At 67.9% G+C, this 13,771-nt stretch carries 12 protein-coding genes; 8 read left to right on the top strand and 4 right to left on the bottom strand.

What is annotated here, in order from left to right; translation table 11 throughout:
• Positions 1-74 precede the first annotated feature (74 nt).
• Complete coding sequence (locus QNJ67_13030) at positions 75-1,151, top strand: Ig-like domain-containing protein (GenBank protein ID MDJ0609893.1); 1,077 nt, start codon at positions 75-77, stop codon at positions 1,149-1,151.
• A gap of 61 nt (positions 1,152-1,212) precedes the next feature.
• Here QNJ67_13030 and QNJ67_13025 read toward each other — a convergent pair whose 3' ends face one another.
• On the bottom strand, positions 1,213-1,731 hold the full coding sequence (locus QNJ67_13025) for a hypothetical protein (protein MDJ0609892.1): 519 nt from the start codon (positions 1,729-1,731) through the stop codon (positions 1,213-1,215).
• A gap of 200 nt (positions 1,732-1,931) precedes the next feature.
• Between QNJ67_13025 and QNJ67_13020 the strand changes: the two genes are divergently transcribed.
• Both QNJ67_13020 and pssA read left to right on the top strand, forming a co-directional pair.
• Positions 1,932-2,606 carry a phosphatidylserine decarboxylase gene (locus tag QNJ67_13020; protein MDJ0609891.1) on the top strand — a complete coding sequence of 225 codons (675 nt, stop codon included), beginning with the start codon at positions 1,932-1,934 and terminating at the stop codon, positions 2,604-2,606.
• 14 nt (positions 2,607-2,620) lie between these two features.
• On the top strand, positions 2,621-3,424 hold the full coding sequence (gene pssA / locus QNJ67_13015; protein ID MDJ0609890.1) for a CDP-diacylglycerol--serine O-phosphatidyltransferase: 804 nt from the start codon (positions 2,621-2,623) through the stop codon (positions 3,422-3,424).
• A gap of 45 nt (positions 3,425-3,469) precedes the next feature.
• On the opposite strand, the gene QNJ67_13010 is transcribed toward pssA, so the two are convergent.
• The 3 genes from QNJ67_13010 to QNJ67_13000 all read right to left on the bottom strand — a co-directional run bounded on the left by QNJ67_13010 (position 3,470) and on the right by QNJ67_13000 (position 8,410).
• Entirely contained in the window at positions 3,470-6,685 is a 3,216-nt protein-coding gene (locus QNJ67_13010) for an efflux RND transporter permease subunit (protein ID MDJ0609889.1), read from the bottom strand.
• The gene (locus QNJ67_13005) at positions 6,682-7,788 is read right to left on the bottom strand and encodes an efflux RND transporter periplasmic adaptor subunit (GenBank protein ID MDJ0609888.1); all 1,107 of its coding nucleotides are present in this window, start codon (positions 7,786-7,788) and stop codon (positions 6,682-6,684) included. The genes QNJ67_13010 and QNJ67_13005 overlap by 4 nt, the downstream gene beginning before the upstream one ends.
• 70 nt (positions 7,789-7,858) lie before the next feature.
• Positions 7,859-8,410, bottom strand: a complete 552-nt coding sequence (locus QNJ67_13000; GenBank protein MDJ0609887.1) for a PadR family transcriptional regulator — start codon at positions 8,408-8,410, stop codon at positions 7,859-7,861.
• 183 nt (positions 8,411-8,593) lie between these two features.
• Between QNJ67_13000 and QNJ67_12995 the strand changes: the two genes are divergently transcribed.
• From QNJ67_12995 to mreD, 5 genes are all read left to right on the top strand, one after another.
• On the top strand, positions 8,594-8,992 hold the full coding sequence (locus QNJ67_12995; protein MDJ0609886.1) for a flagellar basal body rod C-terminal domain-containing protein: 399 nt from the start codon (positions 8,594-8,596) through the stop codon (positions 8,990-8,992).
• A 319-nt stretch (positions 8,993-9,311) separates the two neighbouring features.
• Positions 9,312-10,910: a 2-isopropylmalate synthase gene (locus QNJ67_12990; GenBank protein MDJ0609885.1), complete on the top strand. Its 1,599-nt coding sequence runs from the start codon at positions 9,312-9,314 to the stop codon at positions 10,908-10,910.
• Positions 10,911-11,082: 172 nt separating this feature from the next.
• The gene (locus QNJ67_12985) at positions 11,083-12,120 is read left to right on the top strand and encodes a rod shape-determining protein (GenBank protein MDJ0609884.1); all 1,038 of its coding nucleotides are present in this window, start codon (positions 11,083-11,085) and stop codon (positions 12,118-12,120) included.
• Between the two features lie 197 nt (positions 12,121-12,317).
• On the top strand, positions 12,318-13,250 hold the full coding sequence (gene mreC / locus QNJ67_12980; protein ID MDJ0609883.1) for a rod shape-determining protein MreC: 933 nt from the start codon (positions 12,318-12,320) through the stop codon (positions 13,248-13,250).
• A 9-nt stretch (positions 13,251-13,259) separates the two neighbouring features.
• Positions 13,260-13,766 (top strand): rod shape-determining protein MreD, encoded by a 507-nt coding sequence (gene mreD, locus QNJ67_12975; GenBank protein MDJ0609882.1) that lies wholly within the window; start codon positions 13,260-13,262, stop codon positions 13,764-13,766.
• The last annotated feature ends 5 nt before the right edge of the window (positions 13,767-13,771 follow it).

The raw sequence follows: 13,771 nt of genomic DNA, 5'->3' as shown, positions 1-13,771 counted from the left end.
CCGGTTGTGCTATGATTGCGATGAAGGCGTGCCCGTACTAGGGTGATCCAGCGGCACGACCGGAGTCGAGTTCCTTGAAAAATTCAAAGCTTCTCCTTGCGATCGCCGGTGTGATCCTGGTGGGCGGGGTGGTCGTGGGCGTCCTGAGCATGCGCGGCGGGGACGGCGACGACAAGTCCGCGACGCCGCAGGGAGCGCCAACCACAGGGATCGCGGTGGTGCCGAAGGCGCCGGACGCCGAGCCGCAGGGTCAGCCGGCGGGCGAGCCCGCCGCGTCGGCGTCGGACGAGGCGGACGACCAGGCGGCGAAGCCGAGTTTCGATATCGTCCGGGTCGAGCCCAGCGGCGAGACGGTGATCGCCGGACGCGCCGAGCCGGGTGCCACGGTCACCGTCCTGGACCGCGGCTCGCCGATCGGAGAGGCCACGGCGAACAGTTCCGGCGAGTTCGTGCTGCTGCTCGAGAAGCCGCTGGCGCCGGGCAACCACGAACTGACGCTCAGGGCGTCGCCGGGCGGGCAGGCGACGGCGGCGCTGCAATCGGACAACGTGGTGGTCGTCGTGGTTCCCGAGGGCGGCGGCGAGGCGGTCGCCGGAACGCCGTCGCTGTCGCCGTCGGACGGCTCCGGCAAGGCGCTCGCGGTTCTCACGCCGCGCGCGGGCGGCGCCTCGACGGTGCTGCAGAGTGGTGACGGCATCGGCGATCGGGATCTTCTGCTCAACGCCATCGACTACGACGAGACGGGCCGTGTCATCATCAGCGGCCGCGGGCCGATCGGCGCCCTGGTCCTGGTCTATCTCGACGACCGGCTGGTCGGGCAGTCGCCCGTCGGCGACGACGGGCGCTGGCGTCTCATTCCCGAAGGCGCCGTCGCGTCGGGCCTGCACCGTCTACGGGTCGACCAGGTCGATGGAACTGGCAGAGTGCTGGCGCGTGTGGAGACGCCCTTCTCGCGCTCGACTCTGCTGACCGATCTGGCGGACGACGACTTCGTCATCGTTCAGCCGGGCAACAGCCTCTGGCGCATCGCGCGGCGGCGTTACGGCGAAGGCACGCAGTACACCCTGATCTTCGAGGCCAACGCCAACCAGATCCGGGACCCCGACCTGATCTATCCCGGTCAGGTCTTCGCCTTGCCTCAGTCCAACTGACCCTGGCGGGGATCACGCTTTAACGGAAAGGCTTCGCGGTGCCCTCGAACCATGATCCGGTTCAGGTCGCGGCGCGCAAATTCTCGCTGGGATCGGCTTCCTCGTCGATCGGCGGCATGATCGGCCGGGCCGCGAGCAGATCCTTGAGCAAGGCGACGCAGGGCTGCGTTTCGAGCAGCAGGGCCACGATGACGGCCATGATCCCGTCCGGCGAGCCGCCATTGGGCGGGACGGCCCTTGCCTGCAACTCGATCTCTTTCTTGGCGTTCACCGAAAGCCGGCCGCGCTTCATGTTGTGGCTGGCTTCGACCAGCTTCAGGACCAGCTGCCGGACCTCGGGACATTCGGCGGTGAAGGGCAGGGCGCCGAACCGTCCGGTCAGCCGTAGCTCAGGCTCGGCGCCAATGTCTACCTCGACATCGTAGGGAGCGTCGCGATACTCGAAGGCGAATCGAACCGGCCCGTCGCCTCGGCGCTTGATGATCTTTCCGCTGCTGTCGAACAGCAGCAGGCCGGCTTCCATCCAACCGCCGCGAGCGATCGTCGCGACCTTGCCCGAGTCTTCGTCGCTGGCGCCCATGGTCCGCTTCAGCCTCGCTGATCGTGCTCGTTTCAACGGTTTAGCCGATTCTAGCTACAGGAGCGGCCTTAAGTTCCGGTAAAGCTTGACAGCCGATAGTAGCCGCGAGCGATCCGATCGGGGCTGTCGGCCTTGCCAAGGCTCTGCCGAAGGCTATGCTGGCGCCGCCGTCATCGGCTCGCCTTCCTGGAGCTTCGTCTATGCTGGTGCCGCTTCACAGGGCCGGCTGGCCCTTTGTCGCTGCGTTCTTCGTCGCTACCGTGATCCTGGGCTTCCTCTGGGCGCCCCTGTTCTGGCTCGGCCTGGTTGCGACCGCGTGGTGCTGTTACTTCTTCCGCGACCCGCCGCGCATGGTGCCGGTTCGCGACGGCCTGGTCCTGGCGCCGGCCGACGGGCGTGTCCAATGGGTCGGCCCGGCCAAGCCACCGGCCGAGATGGATCTGGGCGAGGAGCCGCTCACCCGGATCAGCATCTTTCTCGACGTCTTCGATGTTCACATCAACCGGATCCCGATCTCCGGCACGGTGTCGCGGCTCGAGTATCACCCGGGCAAGTTCTTGAACGCCGCGCTCGACAAGGCGTCGGAAGACAACGAGCGCCAGTCGGTGGTAATCGACATGGCCGACGGCCGGCGCATGGGTGTGGTTCAGATTGCCGGGCTGGTGGCGCGGCGAATCGTCTGCGATCTCAAGCTCAACCAGACGGTCAGGGCCGGCGAGCGTTTCGGCCTGATCCGCTTCGGCAGCCGGACCGATCTCTTCCTGCCCGCCGGCGTGGCGCCGCTCGTCGCCGTCGGTCAGAGGGCCGTCGGCGGAGAGACGGTGCTGGCCGATCTCGCATCCAAGGAGCCGCAGCGCGAGGCGGAAGAGAGGTAGCCGAGGAACTGGGCATGCAGATACCACGACAAAGACGGCTGCGCGGCCAGTCGATCAATCGACTGATTCCCAACATCCTGACGTTGCTGGCGCTGTGCGCCGGCGTGACCGCGATGCGCTATGGGCTTCAGGGGGCCTGGGAGAAGGCGGTGGTCGCGATCCTCGTCGCCGCCGTCCTGGACGGCCTCGACGGCCGGATCGCCCGGGCCTTGGGCGCCTCGAGCCGCTTCGGCGCCGAGCTCGACTCGCTCTCCGACTTCGTCTCCTTCGGGGTCGCGCCGGCCTTCGTGATTTATCTCTGGAGCTTGCAAGTGGCCGGCGGTTTCGGCTGGGCCCTGGCGCTGCTGTTCGCGGTCTGCTGCGCCCTGCGTCTGGCGCGGTTCAATACGGCGCTCGATTCCGACGTCCCCGAGCCGGCCTGGTCGAAGAACTTCTTCGTTGGCGTGCCGGCGCCGCTGGGCGGCATCCTGGCGCTCCTCCCGCTGGTGGTCTGGCTGGAAACCGAGAGCAGCGTCGCCGCCAGTCCGCTGATCACCGGTCCCGTGATGGTCGGTATCTCGGCGCTGATGGTCAGCAGGGTGCCGACGCTGGCCGTGAAGCAGGTGAAGATCCCGGCGCGCTACGTGGTCTTTGTCCTGCTCGGCGTCGGCGCCGCGGCGGCCTTCCTGATCTCGACGCCCTGGATCACGATCGGGGTCGGTGCCGTGGCCTACCTGGTCAGCATCCCCTACGCCTTCCAGCAGTATCGCCGGCTCGAGCGCAAGCATGGCCGCCGGGTCTCTGTCGAGTCCGTCGAAGAGGATGCGGGTCCGTCCTGAATCGGGACGCCGGGCGGACAACCCGGGAGCGGCGATGCCGCGCCTCTACTCCGCGGCCTTGGGATAGGGGCCGAGCTCGGCGGGCGCGACGCTGTCGTCCGCGTCCGGCGCCGGGGTCCCGCGGCCGAAGCGCCGCCGCACGAAGTCGACCAGGTTGGCGCGGAACATCAGCGCCGAGGGCGTCACCACCAGGGTCAGAACGGTCGCGAAGCCGAGGCCGAATACGATGGCGGTCGAGAGCTGGCGCCACCACTGGGTCGAGGGTGCGCCGGTCTGCACCGTCCGCTCGATCAGATCGATGTTGGTCGCCAGGACCATGGGCATGAGCCCCAGGATCGTCGTGATCGTGGTCAAGAGAACCGGGCGCAGACGCTGAGCGCCGGTGCGCAGGATCGCCTCGCGCACGCTCGGCGTGACCTGCTTCAGGCGGTCGAAGGTATCGATCAGCACGATGTTGTTGTTGACCACGATCCCGGCCAGCGCGATCACGCCGATCCCCGACATCACGATGCCGAAGGGCTGGTCGGTGACCAGCAGGCCGATCATGACGCCGGTGGTCGACATGATCACCGCCGAGAGTATGAGGAAGGCGCTGTAGAAGCTGTTGAACTGGGTGACAAGGATGATCGCCATGAGGAACAGCGCCACGGCGAAGGCCTTGCCCAGGAAGGCCTTGGCGGCCTCCTGCTCTTCGTCCTCGCCCTTGAAGTTGACGCGGACCCGAGGGTCGATCGGGATCTCGGCTAGCCTGGCACGCAGCGCCTGCACGTGGTCGTCGACCAGGATGCCGTTAGCGACGTCGGCCTTGATCGTCATGGCCCGGCTGCCGTCGACCCGGTGCAGCATGCCGACCTTGGGCTGGGCCCGCCGCTCGACGAAGTTCGAGATCGGCACCATGCCGGCGGGAGTCTGGACTCGGATCTGGTCCAGGTGGTCGATCGAGCGGTAGACCAGTGGCAGCCGGACCACGATGTCGATCTCGTCGTCGCCGTCGTCGGGTCGATACTCGCCCAGCTTCATGCCGTTGGTGATCATGCGGACGTAGTTGCCGATCAGGGTGATGTCGGCGCCGAACTTGGCGGCCTGGGGGCGGTCGACGGTCAGCTCCCACTCGATCCCCGGGATCTGGCGGCCGTCCTCCAGGTCGACGAAGCCGCCCATCTCGTCCATCACCGACAGGATTCGGGTCACGGCCTCGCCGATCAACTCGGGGTCGTCGGACGCCACCTCGATCTGCACCGGCTTGCCGACCGGCGGGCCGGCCTCCTCCTTGCGCGGCGCGACGGCGATGCCGGCGAGCTCGCCGCTGCGCTCCCGCACCTCGGCGAGGATCTCGTCGGCCGGACGCCGCAGTTGCCAATCGGTGAATTCGACCTGGATCGTGCCGATCAGGTCCTCGGGCTCGTCGCCGCCCTGCCGACCGGAGGCGGCGACGCTGCGGGCGTAGATGGCATGGAACTCGCCCCGCTCGCGCTGCAGGTCGAGAATGCGGTCCTCGACCTGGCGCAGGAGTTGGTCCCGCTCGTCGATCGACATGTTGCCGCGGGCGTGGACCTGGAGGGCGGCGCCGTCTGGCTCGACGTCGGGAAAGAACTCCACGCCGCGGCCGTGGCTGGCGTAGTAGACGACGATGGCGACGAGGCAGCCGATCGCGGCCAGCAGGATCAGGCCGGGCACCCGCAGCGCGGCCTCCAGGACGCGGAGGTAGCCCCCGGTGAAGCCGGAAATCGACGAGACCGGCTGATCCTGACCGGCTGCCAGCGCCTTGGCCGTGTCGGGGCTGGCGGCGCCGCCCGGCCGGCCCAGGACCGAGCCGAGCGTCGGGACGAAGATCAGCGCCATGGCGAGCGACGCGGTCAGGGTCGCGACCAGGGTGATCGGCAGGAACTTCATGAACTCGCCGACCGTGCCGGGCCAGAAGATCAGCGGCAGAAAGGCGGCCAGCGTGGTCGCCGTCGCCGCGATGATCGGCCAGGCCATGCGCTTGGCCGCGAGGGCGTAGGCCCGCTTGCGGTCGAAGCCCTCGCTCATCTTGCGGTCCGCGTACTCGGTTACCACGATGGCGCCGTCGACCAGCATGCCGACGGCCAGGATCAGGCTGAACAGCACCACGATGTTGACGGTCAGCCCGGCCGCGGCGAGCACCAGGATGCCCGCCAGGAAGGAGCCGGGGATCGCGACGCCGACCAGGCCGCCTGTGCGCAGGCCGAGCGCCGCGACCACGACCACCATGACCAGCACTACAGCGCTCAGCACGTTGTTCTGCAGGTCGCTGAGCATCTGGCGGATGTTTGACGAGCGGTCCTGGCTGTAGCTGACCACCACCTCCTTCGGCCAGGCCTGGCGGACGACCTCGACCAGGCCGCGCACCTGGGCGATGGTCTCGATGATGTTCTCGCCGGTGCGCTTGGAGACCTCGAGCGAGATCGCCGGCTGGCCGTTGATCCGGGCGTAGCCTTCCGGGTCCTTGAAGGTCCGCCGCAGCGTGCCGATGTCGCGGAAGCGGATGACCGCGTCGCCGCTCACCTTGACCGGCATGTCGAGGATGTCGTCGGGGCTCTCGAACAGGCCGGGCAGCTTGATCGCGAAACGGCCCTGGCCGGTGTCCAGGGCGCCCGCCGCGACCAGGCGGTTCGAGCGCGAGACGGAACTGATGATGTCGCGGGCGTCGAGGTTATAGCTCTCCAGCACCAGGGGATCGACCACCAGCTCGATGAGCTCGTCGCGGTCGCCGCCGATCTGCGCCTTGAGCACGCTGGAGATGCTCTCGATCCGGTCCTGCAGGTCGCGCGCGAGGTGCAGCAGCGTGCGCTCGGGCACGTCGCCCGAGAGCGTGACCACGAGGACCGGGAAGAGGCTCAGGTTGATCTCGTGGACCGTCGGCTCGTCGGCGTCCTCCGGCAGCTCGGACTTGGCCAGGTCGACCTTGGCCCGGACATCGGCCATGGCGACGTCGGGGTCGAATCCGGCCTCGAACTCGAGCACCACGTTGCCGCCGCCGAGGAAGGCGACGGACCGCATCTCCTTGGCGCCCTCGATGTCGCGCAGCTGCTTCTCGATCGGCTTGATCAGCAGCCGTTCGGAGTCCTCGGGCGAGATGCCCTCGTGATGCAGGTTGACGTAGAGGATCGGGATGTTGACGTCCGGCTCGGCTTCCTTGGGCACCGTGAGGTAGGCATAGGTGCCGGCGATCAGCACCAGCACCAGGCTCGCGATGACGGTCCGCGAATGCGCGATGGCGGCGTCGATGATCGCGTTCACGAGGTGCCTCCGCCCTGCAAGTCCCCCTGCAGGCTCCGCTCGTCGACCGGCTCGACCTCCTGGCCCTCGGTGACGAACTCCTGTCCCACGGTGATCAGCGTGAACTCCTCAGGCAGGCCGCCCAGCCACATGCCCTCCGGCCCGTTCTCGAGGATCTCGACCGGGTGAAACGCCACCCGGTTGTCGGTCGACAGCGCCTTCACCCCGATCAGGCCCCGGTCCGACAGGGTGAGCACGGCCGGCGAGACCCGGTGCGCCCGCGCGCTCTTCGTCGGGATGCGCAGTTCCGCCGTGGCGCCGTCCGGGATCCTGCCGCCGGGGTTCTCGACCTCCATCTCGACCCGGAAAGTGCGGGTGGTCGGATCCGCGATGGCGCCCATGAAGCGGAGCTCGCCCTCGACCTCCTGCCCGGTCAGCAGCTTGGCCCGGCCGCGCGTCCCCATCGACAGTCGGCCCATGTTCCGTTCCGTCACCTGGGCGACGATGATGATCGGGTCGAGGTCGACCAGGCGCAGGATCGGGTCGCCCTCTTTGACGAAGTCGCCGATCTCGACCATGTGGTCGTCGATCAGGCCGGAGAAGGGGGCCTCGATGTCGGTGTTGCTCAGCTCATCCCTGGCCTGGCTCAGGGCGGCCTCGGCGGATTCGAGCGCGGCGCGGGCGCCGGCCAGCGCGGTCGCGGAGCGGAAGCCCTTCTTGGTCAGCTTGCGCGCTGCGTCATACTCGACCACGCGCTGCTCGAGCAGGGCCTCGGCCTCCTCGATCATGGCCGGGCGCTCGTCGGGGTCGAGGCGGACCACGATCTGCTCGGCCTCCACCTTGGCGCCGTCGGTGGCGTTGAGCGCAATCACGCGGCCTTCGGTCTCGGCGCGGATCTCGACGATGCGTTCGGCCTCGGTGCGTCCGCGCAGGACCACCTCCGCGGCCCACTCCTCGGCCACCTGGCGGCGCACGCGCACCTTTGGCCGCTGCTTGTCGGCCTCGAGCAGAGCCGGCGGCTTCTGGGCCACGGGCGCGCCGCCCCGATCCCCCAGCTGGCCGGAGGCGACCCAGGCGATGGCGGCGGCGGCCAGCACCGCGGCTGTGATGTAGGAGCGCTTCATAAACGTGCCCGCAGCCTTCTTGTCCCCAAATCCTTATACGCGCGCATTGCGAAGGCGGTTCCTGGGCCCGCTACTCGGCGACCATCAGCGGGGTGTCGCGGAGCAGACCGGCGGGATCGTCGATCCTGTCCCGGTTGGCCCGCAGGTAGTCCGCCGCCGCCCGGTGGAGCGCCAGGCCGAAGCCGTGGACCAGCTGCTGGCTGGGCGGCAGGCCGGCCAGATCGCAGCCCTCCATGCGCGCGACCTGGGCCTCGTAGAAGTCGATCCGCTCGGCGATGACCTCCTGCAGCCGGCCGTCCGGCAGCAGGTGGCCGAGGAACAGCGCGAAGAGGAAGTCCGAGCGGAAGCGGTCGGGCCCAGGCGGCTCGGACAGCGCCTCGCTCAGGCGCGCGCGCCCCGCCGCCGTGATCGTGTAGACCTTTTTGTCCGGGCGGTTCTTCTGGGGAAAGTCCGTGCCGCGCACCAGCCCTTCCCGGGTCAGCTTGGTCAGCGCCGGATAGATCGAACCGAAACTGGTGTCCTGGAAGTGCACCAACGGAGGCTCCTCCAGCGCCTTTTTGATCTCGTAGCCGCTGGCGTCGCCCCGCTCCAGGACGGCTAGGCAGAGGGTCTTCGCATCCATGCTTCTCGCGCCTCCATAGATCGAAGTTGAATATATCAATGCGATATAGACAGAGGAGTCAAGCCCGCCCGCGGGGAGCCGGCCGACATGGTAAAGCAGGTGTAAAATATCTATAAAATTCAATAATTTGCCACTTCGGCGCCGCTGCCTTATGATGTTATAGCTAGATCAAAAGGCGAGCAGATGATTTTCCCGGCCTCCTCGACCCTCTCCAGCCTCCAGGCCCAGGCCAAGGACCTGGCCGTTTCGGCCGACAACGTCGCCAACGCGCGCACGCGCGGCCTGCCGCTCGACGGCAGTGCGCCCACCGGGGGCGAATACGTGCCGCGGCGGGTGGTTCAGACTTCGGGCTCCGGCGGCGTTGTGCGGACCGAGGAAAAGCCGGTCTCGCCGCCCTCGGTCCCGGTCTACAATCCCACGGACCCCAACGCCGACGCCGACGGCATCGCGGCCCGGGCCAACGTCGACCTGGTTCAGGAGTTCGCGGTCCAGATCCGCGCCGAGAACGCCTTCAAGGCCAATGTCGCGGCGCTCAAGGTCCAGGACGAGGTGCTCGGCAGCCTGCTCGACATCAAGTCCTGAGCCGAGAAATTCTGAGCCGCAAAATTCTGGGGCGAGGGCAATACGGCTTGTCCTCCGGCGGGCGTGGGGCTACATATAACGCCGTAACAGAGCTTGGACCGCAAACTACCCGGCCATGGGCACGACCGAAACCTTCGCCGAAGAGTGCAGCGCCGCCCCGCGGGGCGCGTTGATCGGTCGTGCGACCCTGCTCCCTCTCCTGAACACCGAGGCCCTCCTCCTTAGCTGCCCCTGAGCGCTACAGCCGCCGCCGCGCGGCAAGCGAGCAGGGGAGATTGACCAGGCTAACCACAGGGCTCTTCGGAAGGGACAAACAGTCATGAATAGTCAGAACGAGGGCGCTGCCGAGACGGGCGGCGCCGACAACCGGGACGCACGCGACGCCGACCGGGTCGTCATCTTCGATACCACGCTGCGCGACGGCGAGCAGTCGCCTGGCTGCTCCATGAACCTGGAGGAGAAGATCCAGGTCGCCGACGTGCTGGAGCGCATGGGCGTCGACGTCATCGAGGCGGGTTTCCCGATCGCGTCGCGCGGCGACTTCGAGGCGGTGAACAAGATCGCCAAACGGGTCAAGGACAGCGCCGTGGCCGGCCTGGCGCGGGCGACCGTCAAGGATATCGACCGCGCCTGGGAAGCCCTGCGTCCGGCGGAGCGGCCGCGGATCCACACCTTCCTGTCGACCTCGCCGCTGCACATGAAGCACAAGCTTCAGATGGAGCCAGAGGACGTGCACCAGGCGGTGATCGACAGCGTCACCCACGCCCGCAATCTCTGCCCCGACGTCGAGTGGTCGCCCGAGGACGGCACCCGCACCGAGCACGATTTCCTCTGCCGCACCGTCGAATCGGCGATCAAGGCGGGGGCCGGCACGATCAACATCCCCGACACGGTGGGCTACACCGTGCCCGAGGAGTTCCACGAGCTCATCGCCATGCTGATGAACCGCGTGCCCAACATCGACCAGGCGATCATCTCGGTGCACTGCCATAACGACCTGGGGCTGGCCGTGGCCAACTCCCTGGCAGCGGTCAGGGCCGGCGCGCGGCAGGTCGAGTGCACCATCAACGGCATCGGCGAGCGGGCCGGCAACTGCTCGATGGAGGAGGTGGTCATGGCGCTCAGGACGCGCCACGACGCCATGCCCTACACCACGGGCATCGACACCACCATGATCACCAAGGCCTCGCACCTGCTCTCCGCGGTGACCGGCTTCACGGTCCAGCCCAACAAGGCGATCGTCGGCGCCAACGCCTTCGCCCACGAGGCGGGCATCCACCAGGACGGCATGCTGAAGCACGCCGGAACCTACGAGATCATGACGCCCGAGTCGGTCGGTCTGAATCGCTCGACCCTGGTGATGGGCAAGCACTCGGGCCGCCACGCCTTCCAGTCCAAGCTGGAGGAGCTGGGCTTTACGCTCGGCGACAACGAGTTGAACGACGCCTTCCAGCGCTTCAAGGACCTGGCCGACCACAAGAAGGACGTCTACGACGAGGACATCGTCGCTCTGGTCGACGACGCCGTGCTGCGCCACAACGACCGGATCAAGTTCGGCTCGCTGCAGGTGGTCTGCGGATCCAAGGGGCCGCAGAAGGCGGAGCTCGAGCTGGAGGTCGACGGCGTCGCGCACAGCGAATCGGCCGAGGGCAACGGCCCGGTCGACGCCGTGTTCCAGGCGATTCGCAAAATCTTCCCCCACGACGGCCGCTTGCAGCTCTACCAGGTCCACGCGGTGACCGGCGGCACCGACGCCCAGGCGGAGGTGACCGTGCGGCTCGAGGAGGCCGGCAAGACCGTCAACGGCCAGGGCGCCGACTACGACACCCTGGTTGCTTCGGCCCGCGCCTATATCAACGCCCTGAACAAGCTGCTGGTGAAACGCGAGAAGACCGCGCCGGCGGCGATATCGGCCTAAGCCTGTTCCGGCAACCGGCGGCGGCGCGCTTCAAGACGGCGCGTCGCCGCCGCTGCTCTAGTCATTTCGTTGTAACCTATGCCTTGAAATCGCCCCAACAGGGCGTTATTCCCTCCCTGTGATCACGACTTCCTTGGCACATTGCTGATTCGTTCGAGGGGCTCCGCGTAACATGCTCTCCCGCCTCCTCGGCATGCTCTCCGCCGATATGGCCATCGACCTGGGCACGGCGAACACGCTGGTCTACGTCCGGAACCGCGGCATCGTCCTGAACGAACCTTCGGTCGTGGCGATCGCCGAGGTGCGCGGCCGCAAGCAGGTGGTCGCGGTCGGCGACGAGGCGAAGATGATGCTGGGCCGCACGCCGGGCAACATCAAGGCGATCCGGCCGCTGCGCGACGGCGTGATCGCCGACTTCGAAGTCGCCGAGGAGATGATCAAGCACTTCATCCGCAAGGTGCACAACCGGCGCTCCTTCGCCCGGCCCCAGGTGATCGTCTGCGTGCCCTCCGGCTCGACAGCGGTCGAGCGCCGGGCGATCCAGGAATCGGCCGAAAGCGCCGGCGCGCGGCGGGTCTTCCTGATCGAGGAGCCCATGGCGGCGGCGATCGGCGCGGGTCTGCCGGTGACCGAGCCGACTGGCTCCATGGTGGTCGACGTCGGCGGCGGAACGACCGAGGTCGCCGTGCTGTCGCTCGGCGGCATCGTCTATTCCCGCTCGGTCCGCGTCGGCGGCGACAAGATGGACGAGGCGATCATCGCCTATATCCGGCGCAACCATAACCTGCTGGTCGGCGAGGGGTCGGCCGAGCGGATTAAGAAGGACATCGGTACCGCCAGCCCGCCGGAAGATGGCGAGGGCGACACCATGGAGGTCAAGGGCCGCGACCTGATGAACGGCGTGCCCAAGGAGCTGATCATCTCCGAGCGGCAGATCGCCGAGTCGCTGGGCGAGCCGGTCGGCTCGATCATCGAGGCGGTCAAGGTCGCGCTCGAGCACACGGCGCCTGAGCTGGCCGCCGACATCGTCGACAAGGGCATCGTCTTGACTGGCGGCGGCGCGCTGCTTCGGAACCTGGACTTCGTGCTGCGGGCCTCAACGGGGCTGCCGATCTCGATCGCCGACGACCCGCTGTCCTGCGTGGCGCTCGGTACCGGGCGCTGCCTCGAGGAGCTGCCGACCATGCGCAACGTGCTGATCGAGTACTGAAAACGCGCCGCCGGCCTGAAAGTGTAAAGGCTTTATTAAGTGACAGACTCTATACCGGGTAGAGTTCATCACTTACACTGTACCGCGTCACGATTCGGCGGTGTAATCCTGGAGTCGATGTCGGCGTGATCAGACGGACGGGTTCGGCGGCTCGCCTGGCAACGCCCGTGAGGGCGTGGTCCCAACGCTTTAGCCTCTTGTTCCTGGTCGCAATGGCGATCGCCCTCATGCTGCTCGACCGCGCCGGCAGCACCTTCGTCGAGGGCGTGCGCACGGCGCTGACCGACACCGTCTCGCCGATCCTAGAGGCCGTCTCCCAGCCCGTGGCAACCCTCAACGACGCGGTCTCGCAAGCCGGACAGCTGGTCTCCGTGGCCGAGGAGAACACCGAGCTGCGCCGCCAGAACGAGCGGCTGCAGCACTGGCAGACCGTGGCCCGCCGTCTCGAGGCCGAGAACGCGGCGCTGCGCACCATGCTGAACCTGCCGGTCGAGCCGGGCATCGGCTTCGTCACGGCGCGGGTGATCGGCGACCAGGGCGGCGCCTATGTGCGCTCGGTCCTGGTCAACGCCGGGGTGCGCGAGAACGTGGTCCCGGGCCAGGCGGCGCTGACCGGCGACGGCCTGGCCGGCCGGGTGGTCGAATCCGGCAGCCGCACCGCCCGCGTGCTGCTGATCACCGACATGAACAGCCGCATCCCGATCCTGGTCGGCGAGCGGCGCGATCCGGCCATTCTGGCCGGCGACAACCGGTCCCAGCCCCGGCTGCTCTACCTCGACCCGCGGATCGACGTGCCGCTCGGCGCGCGCGTGGTGACCTCGGGACACGGCGGCGTGTTTCCGCCCGGTCTGCCGGTCGGCCAGGTCGCGGTGAGCGGCGAGGCGGGCGTGCGCATCCAGCCCTTCGTCGACTGGGGCCACATGGAGTACCTGCGGCTGGTGAACTACGAGATGCCCGGCATTCTGCGCTCCTTCCATAGCGGCGAGGATGCGGTCCCGCCCGCCGGCGAAGGGTCGGCGCAGGCGGATGGCCCTGGGGGCCCCGAGGCCGCCGCAGGCGAAACCGCGGCCGAGGCCGCAGCGGGCGCTGCGCCGGCCGGCAACGAGGAGAACGCCGGGCCCGCCCGGTGACGCGCCGCGATGGAAGGAATCTGGCACCGCCTGGATATTCTGGCTCGCGGGCTGACGCCCCTGGTGCTGACCATGCTCCTGGTGCTGATCGGCATGGTGCCCCTTCAGAATCCCGACATCGCCGCCCTGGTGCCGTCGATGGCGCTGATTGCGGTCTACTACTGGGCGGTTCACCGCCCCGACCTCCTGCCGCTCTGGGTCACCTTCATGATCGGCCTGTTCGAGGACCTGCTGTCCGGCGGTTACGTCGGCGTCGGCATCCTGTCGCTGCTGCTGGTCTACAGCGTGGTTGAGCTGCAGCGCCGCTTGTTTTTGCGCGCGTCCTTCCAGATGCTGTGGATGCTCTTCGCCATGACCGCCGCCGGCGCCATGTATCTCGCCTGGGTCCTGAACTGCATCCTCTACGCCGACTGGCTCAGCTTCTGGCCGGTCCTGTTCCAGTTCCTCACGACAGTCGCCGCCTATCCCCTGATCGCCTGGCTCTTCGCCAAGGCGCAGCGGCTGCTGGTCCGCTAGGGGGA

It is taken from the genome of Kiloniellales bacterium, from assembly GCA_030064845.1.
Classification (GTDB): domain Bacteria; phylum Pseudomonadota; class Alphaproteobacteria; order Kiloniellales; family JAKSDN01; genus JASJEC01.
This window is presented reverse-complemented; position numbering and strand designations above follow the sequence as displayed.

Coding starts and splice junctions, on each gene's coding strand:
- QNJ67_12995 (MDJ0609886.1), top strand. CDS start 8,594: ATGATTTTCCCGGCCTCCTCGACCCTCTCCAGCCTCCAGGCCCAGGCC.
- QNJ67_12990 (MDJ0609885.1), top strand. CDS start 9,312: ATGAATAGTCAGAACGAGGGCGCTGCCGAGACGGGCGGCGCCGACAAC.
- QNJ67_13020 (MDJ0609891.1), top strand. CDS start 1,932: ATGCTGGTGCCGCTTCACAGGGCCGGCTGGCCCTTTGTCGCTGCGTTC.
- QNJ67_12985 (MDJ0609884.1), top strand. CDS start 11,083: ATGCTCTCCCGCCTCCTCGGCATGCTCTCCGCCGATATGGCCATCGAC.
- mreD (MDJ0609882.1), top strand. CDS start 13,260: ATGGAAGGAATCTGGCACCGCCTGGATATTCTGGCTCGCGGGCTGACG.
- QNJ67_13000 (MDJ0609887.1), bottom strand. CDS start 8,410: ATGGATGCGAAGACCCTCTGCCTAGCCGTCCTGGAGCGGGGCGACGCC.
- QNJ67_13005 (MDJ0609888.1), bottom strand. CDS start 7,788: ATGAAGCGCTCCTACATCACAGCCGCGGTGCTGGCCGCCGCCGCCATC.
- QNJ67_13025 (MDJ0609892.1), bottom strand. CDS start 1,731: ATGGGCGCCAGCGACGAAGACTCGGGCAAGGTCGCGACGATCGCTCGC.
- pssA (MDJ0609890.1), top strand. CDS start 2,621: ATGCAGATACCACGACAAAGACGGCTGCGCGGCCAGTCGATCAATCGA.